General features: G+C 74.9%; 14 protein-coding genes. 8 read left to right on the top strand and 6 right to left on the bottom strand.

Annotated features, from left to right (window positions below):
• Nucleotides 1-49 precede the first annotated feature (49 nt).
• Entirely contained in the window at nucleotides 50-658 is a 609-nt protein-coding gene (locus tag ACWD4P_RS09720) for an ester cyclase (RefSeq protein ID WP_449779219.1), read from the top strand.
• Between the two features lie 83 nt (nucleotides 659-741).
• On the opposite strand, the gene ACWD4P_RS09715 is transcribed toward ACWD4P_RS09720, so the two are convergent.
• Nucleotides 742-1,149, bottom strand: a complete 408-nt coding sequence (locus ACWD4P_RS09715) for an ArsR/SmtB family transcription factor (protein WP_359821637.1) — start codon at nucleotides 1,147-1,149, stop codon at nucleotides 742-744.
• Between the two features lie 103 nt (nucleotides 1,150-1,252).
• Between ACWD4P_RS09715 and ACWD4P_RS09710 the strand changes: the two genes are divergently transcribed.
• On the top strand, nucleotides 1,253-3,262 hold the full coding sequence (locus ACWD4P_RS09710; RefSeq protein WP_449779218.1) for a heavy metal translocating P-type ATPase: 2,010 nt from the start codon (nucleotides 1,253-1,255) through the stop codon (nucleotides 3,260-3,262).
• Nucleotides 3,263-3,360: 98 nt separating this feature from the next.
• On the opposite strand, the gene ACWD4P_RS09705 is transcribed toward ACWD4P_RS09710, so the two are convergent.
• Nucleotides 3,361-4,866, bottom strand: coding sequence for an IPT/TIG domain-containing protein (locus tag ACWD4P_RS09705; protein WP_449779217.1), 1,506 nt, complete (start codon nucleotides 4,864-4,866; stop codon nucleotides 3,361-3,363).
• 269 nt (nucleotides 4,867-5,135) lie between these two features.
• Nucleotides 5,136-5,912, bottom strand: a complete 777-nt coding sequence (locus ACWD4P_RS09700) for a hypothetical protein (RefSeq protein ID WP_449779216.1) — start codon at nucleotides 5,910-5,912, stop codon at nucleotides 5,136-5,138.
• A gap of 253 nt (nucleotides 5,913-6,165) precedes the next feature.
• On the opposite strand from ACWD4P_RS09700, the gene ACWD4P_RS09695 reads away from it, so the two are divergent.
• Both ACWD4P_RS09695 and ACWD4P_RS09690 read left to right on the top strand, forming a co-directional pair.
• The gene (locus ACWD4P_RS09695; protein WP_359821627.1) at nucleotides 6,166-6,678 is read left to right on the top strand and encodes a SigE family RNA polymerase sigma factor; all 513 of its coding nucleotides are present in this window, start codon (nucleotides 6,166-6,168) and stop codon (nucleotides 6,676-6,678) included.
• The gene (locus tag ACWD4P_RS09690; RefSeq protein WP_449779215.1) at nucleotides 6,671-7,525 is read left to right on the top strand and encodes a hypothetical protein; all 855 of its coding nucleotides are present in this window, start codon (nucleotides 6,671-6,673) and stop codon (nucleotides 7,523-7,525) included. Before ACWD4P_RS09695 ends, ACWD4P_RS09690 begins: the two co-directional genes overlap by 8 nt.
• Before the next feature lie 169 nt (nucleotides 7,526-7,694).
• Here ACWD4P_RS09690 and ACWD4P_RS09685 read toward each other — a convergent pair whose 3' ends face one another.
• Nucleotides 7,695-9,245: an alpha/beta fold hydrolase gene (locus ACWD4P_RS09685; RefSeq protein ID WP_449779214.1), complete on the bottom strand. Its 1,551-nt coding sequence runs from the start codon at nucleotides 9,243-9,245 to the stop codon at nucleotides 7,695-7,697.
• Nucleotides 9,246-9,572: 327 nt separating this feature from the next.
• Here ACWD4P_RS09685 and ACWD4P_RS09680 point away from each other — a divergent pair, with 327 nt between their 5' ends.
• Nucleotides 9,573-9,923, top strand: a complete 351-nt coding sequence (locus ACWD4P_RS09680; protein WP_449779213.1) for a hypothetical protein — start codon at nucleotides 9,573-9,575, stop codon at nucleotides 9,921-9,923.
• Between the two features lie 27 nt (nucleotides 9,924-9,950).
• Here ACWD4P_RS09680 and ACWD4P_RS09675 read toward each other — a convergent pair whose 3' ends face one another.
• Nucleotides 9,951-11,888: an AfsR/SARP family transcriptional regulator gene (locus tag ACWD4P_RS09675; RefSeq protein ID WP_449779212.1), complete on the bottom strand. Its 1,938-nt coding sequence runs from the start codon at nucleotides 11,886-11,888 to the stop codon at nucleotides 9,951-9,953.
• A gap of 170 nt (nucleotides 11,889-12,058) precedes the next feature.
• Here ACWD4P_RS09675 and ACWD4P_RS09670 point away from each other — a divergent pair, with 170 nt between their 5' ends.
• The 3 genes from ACWD4P_RS09670 (at nucleotide 12,059) to ACWD4P_RS09660 (ending at nucleotide 14,801) form a co-directional block, all read left to right on the top strand.
• On the top strand, nucleotides 12,059-12,937 hold the full coding sequence (locus tag ACWD4P_RS09670; protein ID WP_449779211.1) for an alpha/beta fold hydrolase: 879 nt from the start codon (nucleotides 12,059-12,061) through the stop codon (nucleotides 12,935-12,937).
• Between the two features lie 89 nt (nucleotides 12,938-13,026).
• Entirely contained in the window at nucleotides 13,027-14,217 is a 1,191-nt protein-coding gene (locus ACWD4P_RS09665; protein ID WP_449779210.1) for a cytochrome P450 family protein, read from the top strand.
• Nucleotides 14,218-14,261: 44 nt separating this feature from the next.
• Nucleotides 14,262-14,801, top strand: a complete 540-nt coding sequence (locus ACWD4P_RS09660; protein ID WP_449779209.1) for an HNH endonuclease signature motif containing protein — start codon at nucleotides 14,262-14,264, stop codon at nucleotides 14,799-14,801.
• 172 nt (nucleotides 14,802-14,973) lie between these two features.
• Here ACWD4P_RS09660 and ACWD4P_RS09655 read toward each other — a convergent pair whose 3' ends face one another.
• Nucleotides 14,974-15,933 carry a MerR family transcriptional regulator gene (locus ACWD4P_RS09655; protein WP_449779248.1) on the bottom strand — a complete coding sequence of 320 codons (960 nt, stop codon included), beginning with the start codon at nucleotides 15,931-15,933 and terminating at the stop codon, nucleotides 14,974-14,976.
• Nucleotides 15,934-16,027: the final 94 nt, after the last annotated feature.

The following is a 16,027-nucleotide window of genomic DNA, read 5'->3' as shown; positions in this document are numbered from 1 at the left end:
GGCACGCCCGACTCCCGGGCGTGCCCACCCCGACCCGAGGAGTTCCTCCATGCGTTCGCGCACCGTGATCCGCACCGCCGCCGTCCTGGCGGCCCTGGTCGCCCTGACGGGCGGCACCGCCTCGGCCGCCCCCGTCCACGGCGGCGGCCGGCACGACTCCGCCCGGGACTGGCCGCAGCGGCTGATCGACCGCACGCCCGGCCTCGTCCAGCCGAAGGCGCTCACCGCGGACCGTTCGGTCGGCGCCCGGCGTGCCGCTCAGGAGGTCTACCTCGCCCAGCAGCTGTACACCTTCTGGAACACCGGCGAGCAGCGCTACCTGGACGCGGCGATCAGCCCGCGGTTCCGGGACGAGACCCTGCCGCCGGGCCGTCCGCAGGGCCCCGCCGGGCCGCTGTTCGCCTCGAAGAACTTCCGCGCCGCCGTCCCGGACCTGACCTGCGAGCTGTCCGACCTGCTGGTCACCGGCGACAAGATCACCGCCCGGCTGGTCTTCCGCGGCCACTTCACCGGCACCTTCGACGGCGTGCGGGGCCGGGGCCAGGACGTCGAGTTCAACGCCATCGACATCCAGCACGTCGGCACCGACCGGATCACCGAGGACTGGCACATCGAGGACAACGCGACCCTGCTGGCCCAACTGGGCGTCCGCGCCTGACGGTTTCGCGCCGGGGCGGTGGGAGCCGGAGGGGCGGGGTTCCGCGCGGTGGGAGCCGGCGGGGCGGGGTTCCGGGCGGCGGATCAGGACGTGGCGCCGGCCATCGTGTCGCCGGTGAGGTCGGCGTCCGCGGTGCCGTCGGCGTCGCTGAGTCCGAGGCGCAGGTGCTCGGTGTGGTACACGGCCTGGTCGAGGAGTTCGGCGACGTGGTTGTCGTACAGCGCGTAGACCACCGAGCGGCCCTGCCGGGTGCCGGTGACCAGGCCGAGGTTGCGCAGGAGCCGCAGTTGGTGGGAGCAGGCGGACTGCTCCATGCCGACGGCGTGGGCGAGTTCGGTGGCCGCGCAGGGCCCTTCGCGCAGGCGGGCGAGGATCAGCAGGCGGGACGGGGTGGCCAGGGCCTGCAGGGTGGTCGCCACCCGGGCGGCGTTGTCCGCGTCCAGGCGCGTGCGGGGGACGGCGTTGTTCGCGGGAGCGGCTCCATGACCCATGGGGCAATACTACAGATAACACTTGAATGGCTGTTCATGTGTTCCTGTATCGTGGTTCGGGTCGTCACTCCTGCCCACGCCCTGCCCGAAGGGTCCCTCTGCCATGTCCTCCACCCTGATCCAGCGCCCCGCCCCCGAGGCGGCCGCGGGATCCCCCCGTGTCGCCCCCCGTCGGCGGACGCGGATCCTCGCGCTGCCCGAGGCCCGGTGGGCCCTCGCCGCGCTGCTGCTGTTCCTGGTCGCGCTGCCGCTGCAGCTGGCCGGCGCCCCGGCCTGGGCGTGGGGGCCGCTGTACGCGCTCGCCTACGCCACCGGCGGCTGGGAGCCGGCCTGGGCGGGCCTTCAGGCGCTGAAGGAGAAGACCCTCGACGTCGACCTGCTGATGATCGTCGCCGCGCTGGGCGCCGCCGCGGTCGGCCAGGTGATGGACGGCGCCCTGCTGATCGTCATCTTCGCCACCTCCGGCGCCCTGGAGGCGATCGCCACCGCCCGCACCGCCGACTCGGTGCGCGGCCTGCTCGACCTCGCCCCCGCGACGGCCACCCGGCTGCTGGACGACGGCACCGAGGAGAGCGTGCCCACCGGGCGACTCGCGGTCGGCGACACCGTCCTGGTGCGTCCCGGCGAGCGGATCGGCGCCGACGGGCGGGTCCTGGACGGGGCGAGCGAGGTCGACCAGGCCACCATCACCGGCGAACCGCTGCCGGTCGCCAAGGGAACGGGCGACGAGGTGTTCGCCGGCACCCTGAACGGCACCGGCGCGCTGCGGATCAAGGTCGAGCGGGACGCCGCCGACTCGGTGATCGCCCGGATCGTGAAGATGGTCGAGGAGGCCTCCGAGACCAAGGCCCCCACCCAGCTGTTCATCGAGAAGGTCGAGCAGCGCTACTCGATCGGCATGGTCCTCGCCACCCTCGCCGTGTTCGCGGTCCCGCTGGCCTTCGGCGCCGCGTTCACCGGCTCGCTGCTGCGGGCGATGACCTTCATGATCGTCGCCTCGCCGTGCGCGGTGGTGCTCGCCACCATGCCGCCGCTGCTGTCCGCGATCGCCAACGCCGGGCGCCACGGCGTGCTGGTGAAGTCCGCCGTGGTGATGGAACGGCTCGGCCAGGTCGACGCCGTCGCCCTGGACAAGACCGGCACCCTGACCGAGGGCACGCCCCGGGTCACCGACATCCGCCCGCTGGACGGCTCCGGCCTCACCGAGGACGAGCTGCTGGCGCTCGCGGCGGCTGCCGAGCACCCCAGCGAACACCCCCTCGCCCGCGCGATCGTGGACGCCGCCCGCACCCGGGGCCTGGCCCTGGCGTCGGCCGAGGACTTCGCCTCCGCCCCCGGCGTCGGGGTGACCGCCACCGTCGAGGGCCGTGCCGTCGCGGTCGGCGCCCCGGCCCGGCTGCTGACCGCCGCCACGGACACCGACGCCACAGACACTGCCGCCACGGACACCGCCGCCGCCCTCGTCGCCGAGCTGGAAGAAGGCGGCCGCACCGCCGTCCTGGTGGAAGCCGACGGCGCCCCGGTCGGCGTCCTCGGCATCGCCGACCGGCTGCGCCCGGACGCCGCCGCCACCGTCACCGCGCTCACCTCCCTGACCGGCACGGTGCCGATGCTGGTCACCGGCGACAACCCCCGCGCCGCCGCCGCGCTGGCCGCCGGGGTCGGCATCACCGACGTCCGCGCCGGGCTGCTGCCCCAGGACAAGGTCGCCGCCGTCAGGGAGCAGGAGGCGGCGGGCCGCAAGGTGCTGGTCATCGGCGACGGCGTCAACGACGCCCCCGCCCTGGCCGCCGCCCACACCGGCATCGCGATGGGCCGGGCCGGCTCCGACCTCGCGCTGGAGACGGCCGACGCGGTCATCGTCCGCGACGAACTCGCCACCGTCCCCGCCGTGGTGGCGCTCTCCCGCCGCGCCCGCGGCTTCGTGGTGCAGAACCTGGTCATCGCCGCGGTGTTCATCAGCGGGCTGGTGGTCTGGGACCTGGTCGCCACCCTGCCCCTGCCGCTCGGCGTCCTCGGCCACGAGGGCTCCACCGTCATCGTCGGCCTCAACGGCCTGCGGCTGCTGCGCGAGTCCGCCTGGACCCGGGCCCGCGCCGAGGGCCGCCGCTGAGCCCGCGCGCCCGCGGACCGGCCGACGCCCCCGGAGAAGGGAGCCTCGGCCGGTCCGCGGCGCCTCCGAGCCCCGTGCCGGTGGCGGGTGGGGTGGTGTCAGCCGGTGTAGGTGAACTCGCCAGCGGGCCCGGAGGGGGAGAGGTAGCCGTTCACCAGCACCCGGACGTCCACGACCTTGCTGTGGGGCGCGCCCGACGGCGGCGCGGTCGCGGTGACCTGGGTCGGCGAGTCGAGCGTGACGGAGCCCGACTCCTTCTTCCCGAAGTACACGGTGGGGTCGGCGGCGAAGCCGGTGCCGGTGATGGTGACCGTCGTCCCGGCCTTCCCGTTGTCGGGGCTGATGCCGGTCACGAGGACGGGCTGCGGCCCGCCGTAGGCGAACTGCCCGGCCGGGACGGCGGGGGAGGTGTCCAGGGTGTTGGTGATCCGGACGTCGACCACGCCGACCCCGGCGGGTGCGGTCGCCCTGATCCGCTTGTCGCTCTCGAGGTGGAAGGCCGTGCACGGGACGGGCCCGAAGTCGACCGCGCAGTTCGCGTCGAAGCCGCTTCCGGTGATGGTGACCGTGGTGCCCTCCTTTCCGGTGGCCGGATCGAGGGCCGTCACCACCGGGCCGGCGGGCAGGAGGTGCGCCCGCAACAGCTTCAGGTAGGTCGAGTTGGCGTGCTGGTGGGCGACCTGGCCCAGGAAGTCCCCGGTCGAGTGCTTGACCAGGTCGTGGTCGTAGTGCTCGTAGTGGGCGTTCAGGCCCTCGGTGCGCCTGTTCGGCTGGACGTAGACGTTGGGTCCGGTGAGGGCCTCGATCTCCGGGACGAGGATCTCCTTGACGGCGGCGGTGGCGACGGGCCCGTGATCGGCGGGGTACCACTGCTTGACGGCGGAGAGGTCGGCCCACGCCCGCGGCACCATGTCGTAGTCGTTGGCGTAGTGCGCGTTCACGGTCCACTGCACCGAGTCGAAGTGGTCGGCGAAGTCCTTCAGACCGGCGGTGGGCGCGGCGAAGGTGACGACTCCGACCTGTGGCGTCACCCCTTCCCAGGGCCGGGTGCGCAGGTGCAGCGCGAGCACGGTCGCGATGCAGCCGCCCAGGCTGTGACCGATGACGTAGAGGGCCGGCTGCGACGACGCGCCCGTGAACAGGCCGGCGAGCGCCTGTTCCAGGCCGGTGCCTGTCGGCGGAGGCGCGTCGATCATGCTGACGATCTCGGTGAACGCGGTCATCGCCCCCTTCGAGACGGAGAGCGGCTTCGACGACCCGCCGGTGGTGAACGGGACCACGGTGCCGACGTCGAGGTCCTCGAGGACGTCGGTCACGTTGGCGTTCGTGCCGCGGACGACCACGGCGATCACGTTCGGATCGAAGCTGTTCTTCGCGATGTACGCCATGTTCGCGTTGTAGGGGCTCAGCCCGAGCCAGGCCAGCTCCCATTTTCCCCGGGTCGACAGGGAGGGATCGGCCAACTGCCGGGCGATGCCGGCGGCGATGCGGAGCCGCTGCTCCGGCAGGGTCTCCCCCGAGGGCCGAGAGGTCGCCCCCGTCGCCGCGATCGCGGCCAGGGTCATGGTCAGCGCGGCCATCGAATCGACCGGTTCTGCCGTCATGATCACTCCTCAAGCACTCGTTCGACCGCAGAACGGCCGGTCGGATCGTGCTCAAAGTAGTGGCGGTCCCGGACCGCTGAAGGAGCCTAGGCCCGGTGGGACGCCGGGTTCAGCCCTTCGGCCCAGGCCCCTGTGCCCGCGTCGGCAGCACCCGCGCCGGATCCGCCGGAGGCCATGGGCGGACGGCGAGCCGTCCACCCATGGCCGATGGCGTCACCGCGGGGTGTCGCCGAGGGCCGGTCGCCGACGACCGGTGGTGGAGGTGCCGACTACTGAGCGGCGCCCTTGATCGTGGGCTGGGTCTTCTGGTTGTAGATCTCCTTGCCGTCCGCGTTGTAGGCGTGGACGTAGGGAGCCGGGGGGAAGACGTCCGGGTCGTCGCTGGTGGAGATGGCGGCGGTGTAGGCGAACGCGCCGTCCGCCATGACGGCCGGGTACTCCGTCGCCTCGTCACCGTAGCTGATGGTGACCTTGGCGACGTCGGACGTGTAGTGCCCGGCGCCCACCGAGAGGAACTTCCCGGCGCCGGCCGGCGAGCTGAAGCTGTCGAAGAACGAGACCCGGTGGCCGGTGCCCCACAGGCGGTCGTTGATGAACGTCGCGGGGCTGGACATGCTGGTGCCCGTGGCGCCCTTCGACTCGCACTGCACGTACTTCTTGGCGGAGTTGACGGCGAGGACCACGCCGTCGGTGTCCGAGGAGGCGATGGGAGCGCGGACCGCGATCACCGGGTGGAACTGCGGGGCCTCGGCGCCCAGGCAGGAGGCGAGGATCTGCGCGGTGGTCGCGGGGTCGATCGGGGTCGTCGCGGTGCTGGTGACGGTGAAAGCGCCCGGGGTGAGGGTCTTCGGGGCGGCGGCCGCGCCGGTGCCGGGCGCCACCGGGGCGGCGGCCGTAGCGGCAGCCGGGGCGGCGGGCGCCTCGGCGGGCTTGACCTGGACCGAGGGGGTGGCCGTGGGGGTGCCGGTCGCGGCGGTGGCCATTCCCCCGGCGGTCGCGATGGCCGCGGCGGTGGCGGTGATGACCATGATCGGGCGGATGCGCATCAATCCGTGTCCTTTCCTGCGGGCGTCCGGTTGACGCCGGCACCCCGTGTACGCCTCCCGGCGCCCGGCGGGTCGCGCCCCGCACACGTGATCCATGTCATAGGCCGCCGGTGCGACCCCGGGACGGCGCTCGTGCGTACAGGCCGGGAGGCTACGCCCAGGACGCGCGGCTCCACCGTCGCGGCCGAGGAGTGCTCCCTCACGCATCACCTGTGCCGCGAGCCGACGGACAGTCCCGGAAGAGAGGCCCTTGATGACGCCCCAGGAGTTCGACGCGTTCTACGCGGCGTCCTTCTCCCGCCTGACCGGGCAGCTCTACGCGCTGACCGGCGACTGGTCCGAAGCACAGGACGTGGTCCAGGAGGCCTTCATCCGCGCATGGGACCGAAGGCGCACCTTCGACCCGGACGAGGCCCCGGAGGCGTGGATCCGGACCACGGCCCGGCGGCTGGCACACTCCCGGTGGCGGCGTCTCGCCCGGGGCCTGCACCTGGCCGGGCGCCACCACCGCCAGGAACCCCCCACCGTCGAGCCGCCCACCGAGGAGCACCTGATGCTCGTCACCGCGCTCCGCGACCTGCCCGAGGCGCAGCGAGGCGCCCTGGTGCTGCACCACATGTGCGACCTCTCCGTCGAGCAGGTCGCGGCCGAGACCGGCGCCAGCGTCAGCGCCGTCAAGAGCCGCCTCGCCCGCGGCCGGACCGCGCTCGCGGCCAGACTCGCCGACCAGACCCCGACCAGCGAGGAAGGAAAGCTCCGTGTCTGACCCCACGCACGACACCCTTGCCGACCGGCTACGGCTGCTCGGCACACAGATGCCCGCACCGACCCTGCCCGCCGCGGAGATCCGCCGACGCGCCGACCGGCGCCGCCACCGCCGGCGCGCCCTGGTCACGACCGCGGCCTGCACCGCGGCGGCCCTGTGCCTGGCCCTCCCGTCCGCGCTGCACTCACCAGGGCCAAGACACCAGCCGGCGCCACAGAACGCGCCCGGGCCACACCAGGGAGCGGCCACCACGGACACCTCCTCCGCGTCGGCTTCCCCCCGCCCCCCGGCCGCCTTCACCGTCACCGGCACCACGACGACCCCGATCGACGCCGCGACCGCCACCCAAATCCTCGCCTCCTGCCTGGGCGCCGAGGCGTCGAAGTACCACCCGGTGATCGCGGTCCGCGCCCCCGTCGCCTCCTCGGACACCGACGGCGTCGTCCTCGCCGTCAACTCCGCCGACCAGTACGTGCAGTGCGAGTCGAAGGGCCACAAGGGCACCAGCATCTCCAGCCCCGCGACGTTCATCAACGACCGCCTGTGGGGCACCGGCCACCGGGTCGAGTTCTTCGACAGCTTCAGCGCGCCGGCCGGCGCCGGGCAGTTCCTCCTGCTGGGCGCCGGGCACCACACGCCGGACGTCGCCAAGATCACCATCAGCTACGGCGACGACCCGACGGAGTACCAGGCCGTCATGGCGGACGGCGCGTTCGTCCACACCGCCGCCGTCTCCATCGGCCACAACGGGAGCTCCTTCCCGCCGACCGCCTACGTCCACGCCTACGACGCGGACGGCAAGGAGATCTACAACCAGAAGACCCAGCCCACGGGGGGTAACCGCTGACGGAACGCGCCGTGCGGAGGCGGGGCCGTGCGCCACAGCCTCGCCGCGCTGTCCGCCTTCGTCCCCGGCCCGGAACGGCCCGAGCCGGCCCAGGCTCGCGGGGTTCGCGGACACGCCTCCGGGGGCGTGTCCGCGGGGCCGCGGCCGCGTGCGGTGTCGTTCCGGTCGGCTACTGCTTGTCGCAGGTCAGGTCGGCCTCCGGCAGCCGCCCGCCGGCCAGGTAGGTGTTGACCGCGCCGTCCACGCACGCGTTGCCGTACGTCCCGTACAGCCCGTGCTGGTCGGAGCCCCGGAGGGTCAGCAGACGCGAGGAGGGCAGCAGCCCGCGCAGCGTCACGGCGTCCCGGTAGGTGGTGCGCGGGTCCCCGGTGGCGGACAGGATCAGCGCCGGCGCGTCGCGGCGCACCTCGGTGGGCGCCTCGCGCGGGCCGTCCAGGAAAGCGCACGGCGAGACGTTGTTCAGCAGCGGGCCGGACAGCGGGTACCGCACGCGGTCGCGCTGGATCCGGCGCCAGTAGTCCTCGGGATCGCGCGGCGCCGTACCGTCCGCGCACACGATGGCCTGCATGACGCTGCCCGCCGGTGAACTCTCCGGCCCGAACAGGAACCGCAGCAGGCCGGCGACCTGCGGCGACGGGGTCACCGGCCGGCCCGCCGCGGCCTCGGCGAGCAACGCCACCAGCTCGGCCAGGCCAGCCCGGTCCGCGTCGGAGTCGGCCGCGAGGTTCATGAACACCGGCACCGGCACCCGGGAGTCGTCGAGTTCGAAGGCATCCGCGCCGGTGCCGACGACGAGCGGGCGCGCAGCGGCCGCCCCGATCGTCCGCAGCACCCCGGCGACCACCTCCTCGCGGGTGCGGCCCAACCCGTAGGTGCCGTCGCGCTGCGCCGCCCAGTCCGCCCAGTCCTCGAACGCCCGCTCGTTCGCCGACGCCATGTGGGGGAGCAGCGCCGGCCCGGCGTGCGCCGGGGCCAGCGCGCCGTCCAGGACCATCCGGTCGACCCGGCCCGGGAACATCTGCGTGTACACCGTGCCGAGGTACGTGCCGTACGAGAGGCCGAGGAAGGAGAACCGCCGCTCGCCGAGCGCGCCCCGTACCACGTCCATGTCCCGGGCGGCGTCGCGGGTGCCCGCGTACGGCAGCAGGTCCCCGACCGCCGAACGACACCGGGCCGCGAGATCCCGCTGGGTGACGACCTGGCGCTCGAACGAGGCCCGGCTCGTCCCGGAGGAGGCGATGCTGCCGTAGCCGACCGGCCAGCCGCAGTCGATGGGCGAACTGCGCCCGACGAAACGCTGGTCCAGCCCGACGATGTCGAAGCGGGCGGCGGTGTCCTTCAACGCGGCGTGCACCCGCGGCGGCGAACCCAGCGTCGGACTGCCGGGGCCGCCGTCGTTCAGCAGCAGCGTGCCGATCCGGTGCCGGGTGTCGGTGGCCCTGATCCGGGACAGCGCCAGCGTGAGGGTGCGCCCGCCGGGGTTCCCGTAGTCGAGCGGCACGGTGACCTCCGCGCACCGGGCACCGGCCTGCTCCAGCGCGGCACCGTCCTGGTCCTCCGGACCCTGGACGCAACTGTGCCAGTCGAGGCGCTGCTGGTAGAAACGATCGAGCCCCGGGGCGGCGGCCTGTGCCCGTGCCGGTGTGGTGGCGGCGGCCGCGGTCAGGCCGGCCGTGAGAGCGAGGGCGGCCGCGACGGCGCGGCGGCGGAGAGCGGTCATGACGTCTCCTCGGCGATGAGGGGCCCGGGTGGGGGCCCTGGACAAGGCAGGGTCGTGCCGGCGGAACGGGGAAATCGGCGGCCCGGACCGCCCGGCGAGCTTGCGCGCCAGGCTATGTGACGGCACATCAGATTGGTGCCCGCCCCGCCCCGTTCTCTGCGAGACGGAACGGGCCGCGCGGGCCACGGGTTCCCGCCCTCGCCCGGCCGAGCCGGGGCCCCGCCGCACCGGAACCGTCGTGACGTACCGGCGGCGGGCCGGCCTCGGCTCTCCGGATCCGCGAACGCGCCGGGTGACCATCCGTCAGGCGGGCCGTAGGGTGCCGGTATGCCACTTGTCGACGTGACCTACGCGTCCAGCGTGCCCGAGTCCTGTCTGCGCGAACTGGGCGCGGTGCTGCCCCATCTGGTGTCCCTGGCCGTCGAGTGCCCCGAGGAGCCGTACGACGGCGATCTGCGGCCGGGGGACGTCGAGGTCCGCTTCCGGCCGCTGGGCCCGCTGGACCGCAGCGGCCTGCCGGTGGTGATCGAGATCAGGTCGAAGTGGTTCGCCGCCAGGGCGGCCAACCGGCAGGAGCGCGTGGACGCGCTGCACGCGGGCATCCGTGCCGCGACCGGGCTCGTCGACTTCGGCGTCTACCTGTCCCTGCCGGTTGCCGCCTGGTCCCAGGGGGACTGAGCGGGCCCGGTCGCCGACCGCCGTCGCTCACCCGGCCGCGGCGCACGCCCGTGCTTCCGCCAGGTACCGCGCCACCGGGCCGAGGGTCAGCATTCCGCTCGCGGCGCCGGCGTGTTCCGCAGGGGCGTCGCGCAGGGCGGCCTCGGCGCGCGCGGCGGCCGTGGGCTCGCCCAGCCGCGCGGCGGCGCGGGCGGTCAGGCACCAGAGGGCCTCCTGCAGGTGGTCGCGCGGGGGTTCGGGCACCGCGGCGAGCGCGGCGCGGGCCTGTTCGACCCGGTTCTGGGCGAGCAGCACCAGGGGGTGCGCCCACGGCCGGTACGGGCCCCAGTCCAGGCGCGGGTCGGTGGGCGCGGGCCGGTCGTTCAGCAGGCGCAGCCCCAGGAGTGCGAGCGCGAGCAGGCCGCGGTGCAGCCCCGGCATGCCGGCCGTCCGCAGGGCGTCGTCGGCGGCGCGGTACTGCTGCGCGGCCGCGGCGGCGCCCGGTCCGCCGGGTTCGGTGCTGCGGGTGGCCGTGGTCCGGGCCCGCAGCCACGCGGTGAGGACGGGGACGAGGGGCGCCTCGGTGGTGGCGGCGAGCCGTTCGGCGGCTTCGGCGTGCGCGGCCGCGGTGTCGAGGTCGCCGAGGGCGGAGGCGCTCTGCAGGCGGACGAGTCGTCCGAGGACGGCGAAGGTCGGCAGCTCGTGGCGGGTGGCGAGGTCGAGGATCTCGGTGCCGATGCGGTCCCGTGCGGGGGCGAGCCCGCAGCGGGTGAAGGTCTGCAGGAACACCCCGTTGAGGGCGAACGCCAGTACGGCGGGATCGGCCAGGTCCCGTGCCAGTGCCTCGGCCTGCCGGGCCGCCCTCAGCGCGCGCTCCCGCTCGGCCCCGGAGAGGTCGGCGCCGCGGCTCTCGACGGCGATCGTGGCCAGGAGGCGGGCGCGCAGGTCGGCGGGGCCGTCGGGGCCCAGTGCGGTGAGGGTGTGCTCGGCGGCCGCGACGACGGCGCGGGACTGTCCGGGGTCGTCGGCCCGGCTCCAGAGGGCGGGTACGTCGTAGGCGCCGATGATCCGGGCGGTCAACCGGAGGTCTCCCGTGCGCTGTGCGGCCCGGATCGCGGCGAGGCGGTCGCGTCGCGAGCGGACGAGGGCCTCGCCACCCGCCAGTGCGAGGGTGCGGGCCAGGTCCACGGTGGTGCGCGGGCCGAGCGGTACGCCGGGGCCGTGCCACACGGTGCCGGCGCATTCCGGGGGAGCCGACTCGCGGAGGAAGTCCTCTTCCAGGCGCCGGAGTTCGGGGCCGGGGTCCAGTCCGAGCCGGTCCACGAGCATCGCGCGGGCGCGGCGCAGGGCGGCCAGCGCGTCGGCCCGGCGGCCCGCTTGGTGCAGTGCGCGGGCGAGAAGTCCCCAGGCCGGCTCGCGCCAGGGGTGTTCGGCGACGTGGGCGCCCAGTTCGGCGACGAGGCCGGCTCCTTCGCCGGAGTCGAGGGCGGCGCGGGCGCGCAGCTCGACCGCCTCCAGCCGCCATTCCTCCAAGCGGGTCCGTTCGCGCCGCGCCCACGCGGCGTCGGTCACGTCGGCGTAGGCGGGCCCGCGCCAGGCGGCGAGCGCCGCGTCGAGGCCGGGCACGGCGTGGGGGTCGCGCCGGGCACGGACCAGGGCGTCCTGGAACCGGTGGACGTCCACGTCCTCGCGCGGCAGGCGCAGCGCGTAGCCGGGGCCTTCGGTGACGAGCACGCGCGGTGGGGTGCGGGGCGGCCGGTCGGGTTCGAGGGCGCGGCGCAGCGCGGCGACGAACGTGCGCAGGGCGCCGACGGCGCGGGCCGGGGGGTCGGTCCACAGGTCGTCGACCAGGGTGTCGGTGGTGACCATCCGTCCCTCGGCGGCGACGAGCCGGGCGAGCACCTCCCGGTGGCGGGGCCCGCCCAGGTCGACGGGGCTCCCGTCGTCGCGGAGGGCCCGCACGGTACCCAGCACGTCTATTCGCATGCCCCCATCCTCCGTGCCGGAGCGGGCCGCGCCCAACCGTACTGATCCGTTGCTGATCGACGTCGTCCAGGCTGGCCCGGTCACCCCCGGCCGGTCCGCGCCGGCCCGGTCACCTTCCGACCGGTCCGCGCCGGCCCGGTCACTTCCCGACCCGAGAGGACGGTCTTCCCATGACGCCCACTGTTCCCGGCTTCGACCTCGTACGCCTGCCCGGTGCGAACGGCGTGGAGCTGGCCGCCGCCGTCGGCGGCAGCGGCAGCCCGGTCGTGCTGCTGCACGGCTTCCCCCAGACCCACCTGATGTGGCGGCACGTCGCCGAGCGGCTCGCCGGCGAGCACACGGTGATCTGTCCGGACCTTCGGGGCTACGGTGCCAGCGACAAGCCGGCGGGCACCGACCCGGAGTCGTACGCCAAGCGCACCATGGCCGCCGACGTCGTGGCCCTGTCGGCGGCGCTCGGGCACGAGCGCTTCGCCCTGGTCGGCCACGACCGGGGCGCGCTGGTCGCGTTCCGGGCGGGGCTGGACCACCCGGAGACCGTCACGCACCTGGGGATGCTCGACGTCGTGCCGACGCTCGACATGTGGGACGTCCTGCGGGGCGTGCCGGCGGCGGTCGGCTACCACCTCTTCCTGATGGCGCAGCCGCCGGGCCTGCCCGAGACGATGATCGCCAACAGCGCGGACGCCTTCTTCGGTTCGTTCCTCGACGCCTGGGCCGGGGACCCGGCCGCCCTGCCGGCGGAGGTGCGGGCCGAGTACCTGCGGGCGAGCGCGGCGGCGGTGCCGTCGATCGTCGCGGACTACCGGGCGTCGGCCGGCATCGACGTCGTGCACGACCAGGCTGACCTGGACGCCGGGTCGCAGCTGGCCATGCCGGTGACGGTGGTCCAGCAGGACTGGGGAGCGCGGCTGGGCTACGACGCCGCCGCGGTGTGGCGGGCGTGGGCGCCGGACCTCGACCACCGGCTGACCCGGGCGGGGCACTTCATGGCGGAGGAGGCTCCCGAGGAGATCACGGAGGCGGTCCGGAGCCTGCTGGCGCGCTGAGCGAGCACCTGGAAGTGGGGAAGTGTCCCCGGTTTGGTAGGGTCGGATCCATCAACCGGGGAGCACTCCCCGTTTTCCAGGAGGTATCCATGCCGGCTCCGACGCTCCAGGAACTCTCTCCCTCGGGAATCGACGTCACCGTCGACCCCTACCCCGCCTACGCGGCACTGCGCGAGAAGGGGCCGGTCCACCGGATCCTCCTGCCGGGATCCGGCGAAGCCTGGCTCGTCGTCGCCCGCGACGAGGTCCGCGCCGCCCTCACCGATCCCCGGCTGAGCAACGACATCCGCCACTCCGCCACATGGACCGACGACGGCGGCCACGCCCTCGGGGTCAACATGCTCCAGAGCGACCCGCCCCAGCACACCCGGCTGCGCACACTCGTCGCCGCCGAATTCACGGCCGGCCGGATCCGGGCGCTGCGCCCCCGCGTCCAGGAGATCGCCGACACCCTGGTCGACGCCCTGCCCGCCGCGGGTACCGCGGACCTCGTCGCCTCCTACGCGCTGCCCCTGCCGATGACCGTCATCTGCGAACTGCTCGGCGTACCGGAGGCGGACCGCGCCGGATTCCGGGCCTGGTCCACCGAACTGGTCACGCCCAGCTCGCCGGAGGCCGTCGGCGAGGCGTCCGTCGCCATGACCGCGCGCCTCACGACCCTCATCGAGGAACGCCGGGCCGACCCGCGTGAGGACCTGCTCAGCGCGCTCGTCGCCCCGGCCGCCGACGGGCTCTCCGCCGAGGAGCTGCTCGGGATGGCCTTCCTGCTCCTCGTCGCGGGGCACGAGACCACCGTCAACCTCATCTCGGGGACGGTGCTGTCCCTGCTCACCCACCCCGAGCAGCTCGCCGCGCTGCGCTCCGACCCGGGCCTCGTCGACAGCGCGATCGAGGAGACCCTGCGCCACGACGGCCCGGTGGGGGCCGCGGCCTTCCGCTTCGCCAAGGAGCCGGTCCGGATCGGCGACACCACCGTCCCGGCCGGCGACAGCGTCCTCGTCTCCCTGGCCGCGGCCTCCCGCGACCCGCTCCACTTCCCCGACCCGGACCGGTTCGACATCCGCCGCAAGCCGGCCGGCCACCTCGCCTTCGGCCACGGCATCCACCACTGCCTCGGCGCCCCCCTCGCCCGGGTCGAAGCCGCCGTCGCCCTGCGGACCCTGATCGAGCGCCGCCCCCGCCTCGCCCTCGACACCGACCCGGCCGACCTCGTCCGGCGGCCGAGCACCCTGCTGAGGGGGCTGGCGAGCCTGCCGGTGCGGTTCCACGACGCGCTGTGACCGTCCCGGCGATCGATCACCAACCCGGGTGACAGTATGGGGACATGAGTGACCGTCCGGATCTTCCCGAGCGCCTCGGGCGCGACCTCGATCTCGAAGTCGGCTTCGCCTGCCCGTTTCAGGGCTGCCGGTTCCCCGCTCAGGACCGCTGTCACATCATCGACCACGCCAAGGGCGGCCCGGACGTGTTCGGGAACCTCCTGAGCGCCTGCTCCGCCCACCACCGGATGCACACCCTCGGGCAGATCACCTCCCAGGACCTTCGCGTGGTCAAGGCCCGGCTGGCGTGGGAGTCGGGGCGCTACACCGGTACGGAGACGCTGTTCCTCTCCCTCTTCGCGCAGCATTTCGGCACCTGCTTCGCGCACCCTGCCGCCCATCGGCAGTGTCTGCGCAACCTCGTGGCCGACGGCTACGTCGAGAGGCTGGAGACCGGTCCGGACGCGGCGCGGGAGGCCGCCGAGGGCCGGGACCTCTGGCACCTGACCGCGGTGGGGCGTCCCTTCGCGCGGGCGTGGGCGGAGTCGAAGGCGCCGCAGAACACCTTTCGCGGCCGTGGCCTGAGGGCTCGTCCGGGAGCGTAGGACACCTCCGGCCGCCCGGGTGCCCGCGTTGTCGACGGTCGCTCCGCATGCGGCGGGACGCACCCCGCGACGCCGCTCGGCGCGGTGCGGCACGGTCCCGTCCCCGGCTCCCGGACGGTCCGAGCCCAACGCCGACCGCCTGACGGGGGCAGGCGGTCAGGCGGTCCGGCGGTCAGGCGGTCACCGTCCGTTCGAGGAGGTCGAGGGCGCTGAGCAGGGTGCGCGGGCCCGCGGTGCCCTCCAGGCGGTCGGTGCGGCGCCAGCCGGGGCCGGCGGCGAGGACGAGGGCGTGGCCGCGGGAGCCGCGGGCGCCCCAGGCGGTGCGGACGACCTCCCGGACCAGCTCGGGCTCGCTGGTCTCGGGGCTCTGGGACCAGAGCATCACGGCACTCGGGCCGGTCCGGCGGACGGCGTCCAGCAGCGCGCGGGGCGGGACGGCCGCGCCGAGCATCCGGAACGGCAGGGTGCGCTCGGTGAGCCCCGCGGCGACGGCGTCCAGCGGCAGGGTGTGCTGCTCGGCTGGCATGGCCGCGAGCAGCACGGGCGGGACGGCCCGCAGGGCGGTGGGGCGGACGGCGGTGGTCCGCAGGGCGGTGGAGACGTGCCAGGAGAGGAGGTGTTCGACCTCGACGTACTGCTCGCCGTCCGAGGCCCACTTGCGGCCGACCGCGCGGAGCGCCGGCAGCATCACCTCGGTCCAGGCTTCGATGGTGCCGAGCGCGGTGACGGCGTCGTGGAGGATGCGGGCGACCTCGGGGGCGTCCAGCCGGACGGCGGCCCGGGCCAGGCCCCGGCACTCGGGGCGGACGGAGCCGACGTGCAGCGCGCGGCCGCCGCCCGGCCCTCCGCCCCGCGGCTCGCCCGCCGCCTCTCCCACCGCGTCGTTCGCCGCCGGTGCCGGAGGGACGGGCGGGCGGCCCCCGGCGGCGAGCACCGTTCTGGCGGCCTCGGCGGGCGGGACGCCGCGCGCGGTCAGGCGGCACATGGCCTCCAGGACGGCGATGTCGGCCGGGCCCCACCGGCGGTGGCGGCCGGGCCGGCGGTCGGAGGGGCCGACGCCGTAGCGCCGCTCCCAGGAGCGGATCGTGGTGGGGGAGACTCCGAGGTGCCGGGCGACGGCGCCCGTCGGCATGCCCGCGCCCTCGACGAAGCCGTCCGCCCGGACGGCCCGCGTGTCGCCCCCCACCGCCCGGTCGTCCCGCGGGGGCGTCCGCGCGGCGCCCGGG

The sequence above is a fragment of the Kitasatospora sp. NPDC002543 genome, assembly GCF_053594915.1.
The sequence above is the reverse complement of the archived record's forward strand: the minus strand, read 5'-3'. Positions and strand labels throughout refer to the sequence as shown.

Coding starts and splice junctions, on each gene's coding strand:
- ACWD4P_RS09655 (WP_449779248.1), bottom strand. CDS start 15,933: ATGCCGACGGGCGCCGTCGCCCGGCACCTCGGAGTCTCCCCCACCACG.
- ACWD4P_RS09660 (WP_449779209.1), top strand. CDS start 14,262: ATGAGTGACCGTCCGGATCTTCCCGAGCGCCTCGGGCGCGACCTCGAT.
- ACWD4P_RS09675 (WP_449779212.1), bottom strand. CDS start 11,888: ATGCGAATAGACGTGCTGGGTACCGTGCGGGCCCTCCGCGACGACGGG.
- ACWD4P_RS09700 (WP_449779216.1), bottom strand. CDS start 5,912: ATGCGCATCCGCCCGATCATGGTCATCACCGCCACCGCCGCGGCCATC.
- ACWD4P_RS09705 (WP_449779217.1), bottom strand. CDS start 4,866: ATGACGGCAGAACCGGTCGATTCGATGGCCGCGCTGACCATGACCCTG.
- ACWD4P_RS09710 (WP_449779218.1), top strand. CDS start 1,253: ATGTCCTCCACCCTGATCCAGCGCCCCGCCCCCGAGGCGGCCGCGGGA.
- ACWD4P_RS09665 (WP_449779210.1), top strand. CDS start 13,027: ATGCCGGCTCCGACGCTCCAGGAACTCTCTCCCTCGGGAATCGACGTC.
- ACWD4P_RS09720 (WP_449779219.1), top strand. CDS start 50: ATGCGTTCGCGCACCGTGATCCGCACCGCCGCCGTCCTGGCGGCCCTG.
- ACWD4P_RS09685 (WP_449779214.1), bottom strand. CDS start 9,245: ATGACCGCTCTCCGCCGCCGCGCCGTCGCGGCCGCCCTCGCTCTCACG.
- ACWD4P_RS09695 (WP_359821627.1), top strand. CDS start 6,166: ATGACGCCCCAGGAGTTCGACGCGTTCTACGCGGCGTCCTTCTCCCGC.
- ACWD4P_RS09680 (WP_449779213.1), top strand. CDS start 9,573: ATGCCACTTGTCGACGTGACCTACGCGTCCAGCGTGCCCGAGTCCTGT.
- ACWD4P_RS09670 (WP_449779211.1), top strand. CDS start 12,059: ATGACGCCCACTGTTCCCGGCTTCGACCTCGTACGCCTGCCCGGTGCG.
- ACWD4P_RS09715 (WP_359821637.1), bottom strand. CDS start 1,149: ATGGGTCATGGAGCCGCTCCCGCGAACAACGCCGTCCCCCGCACGCGC.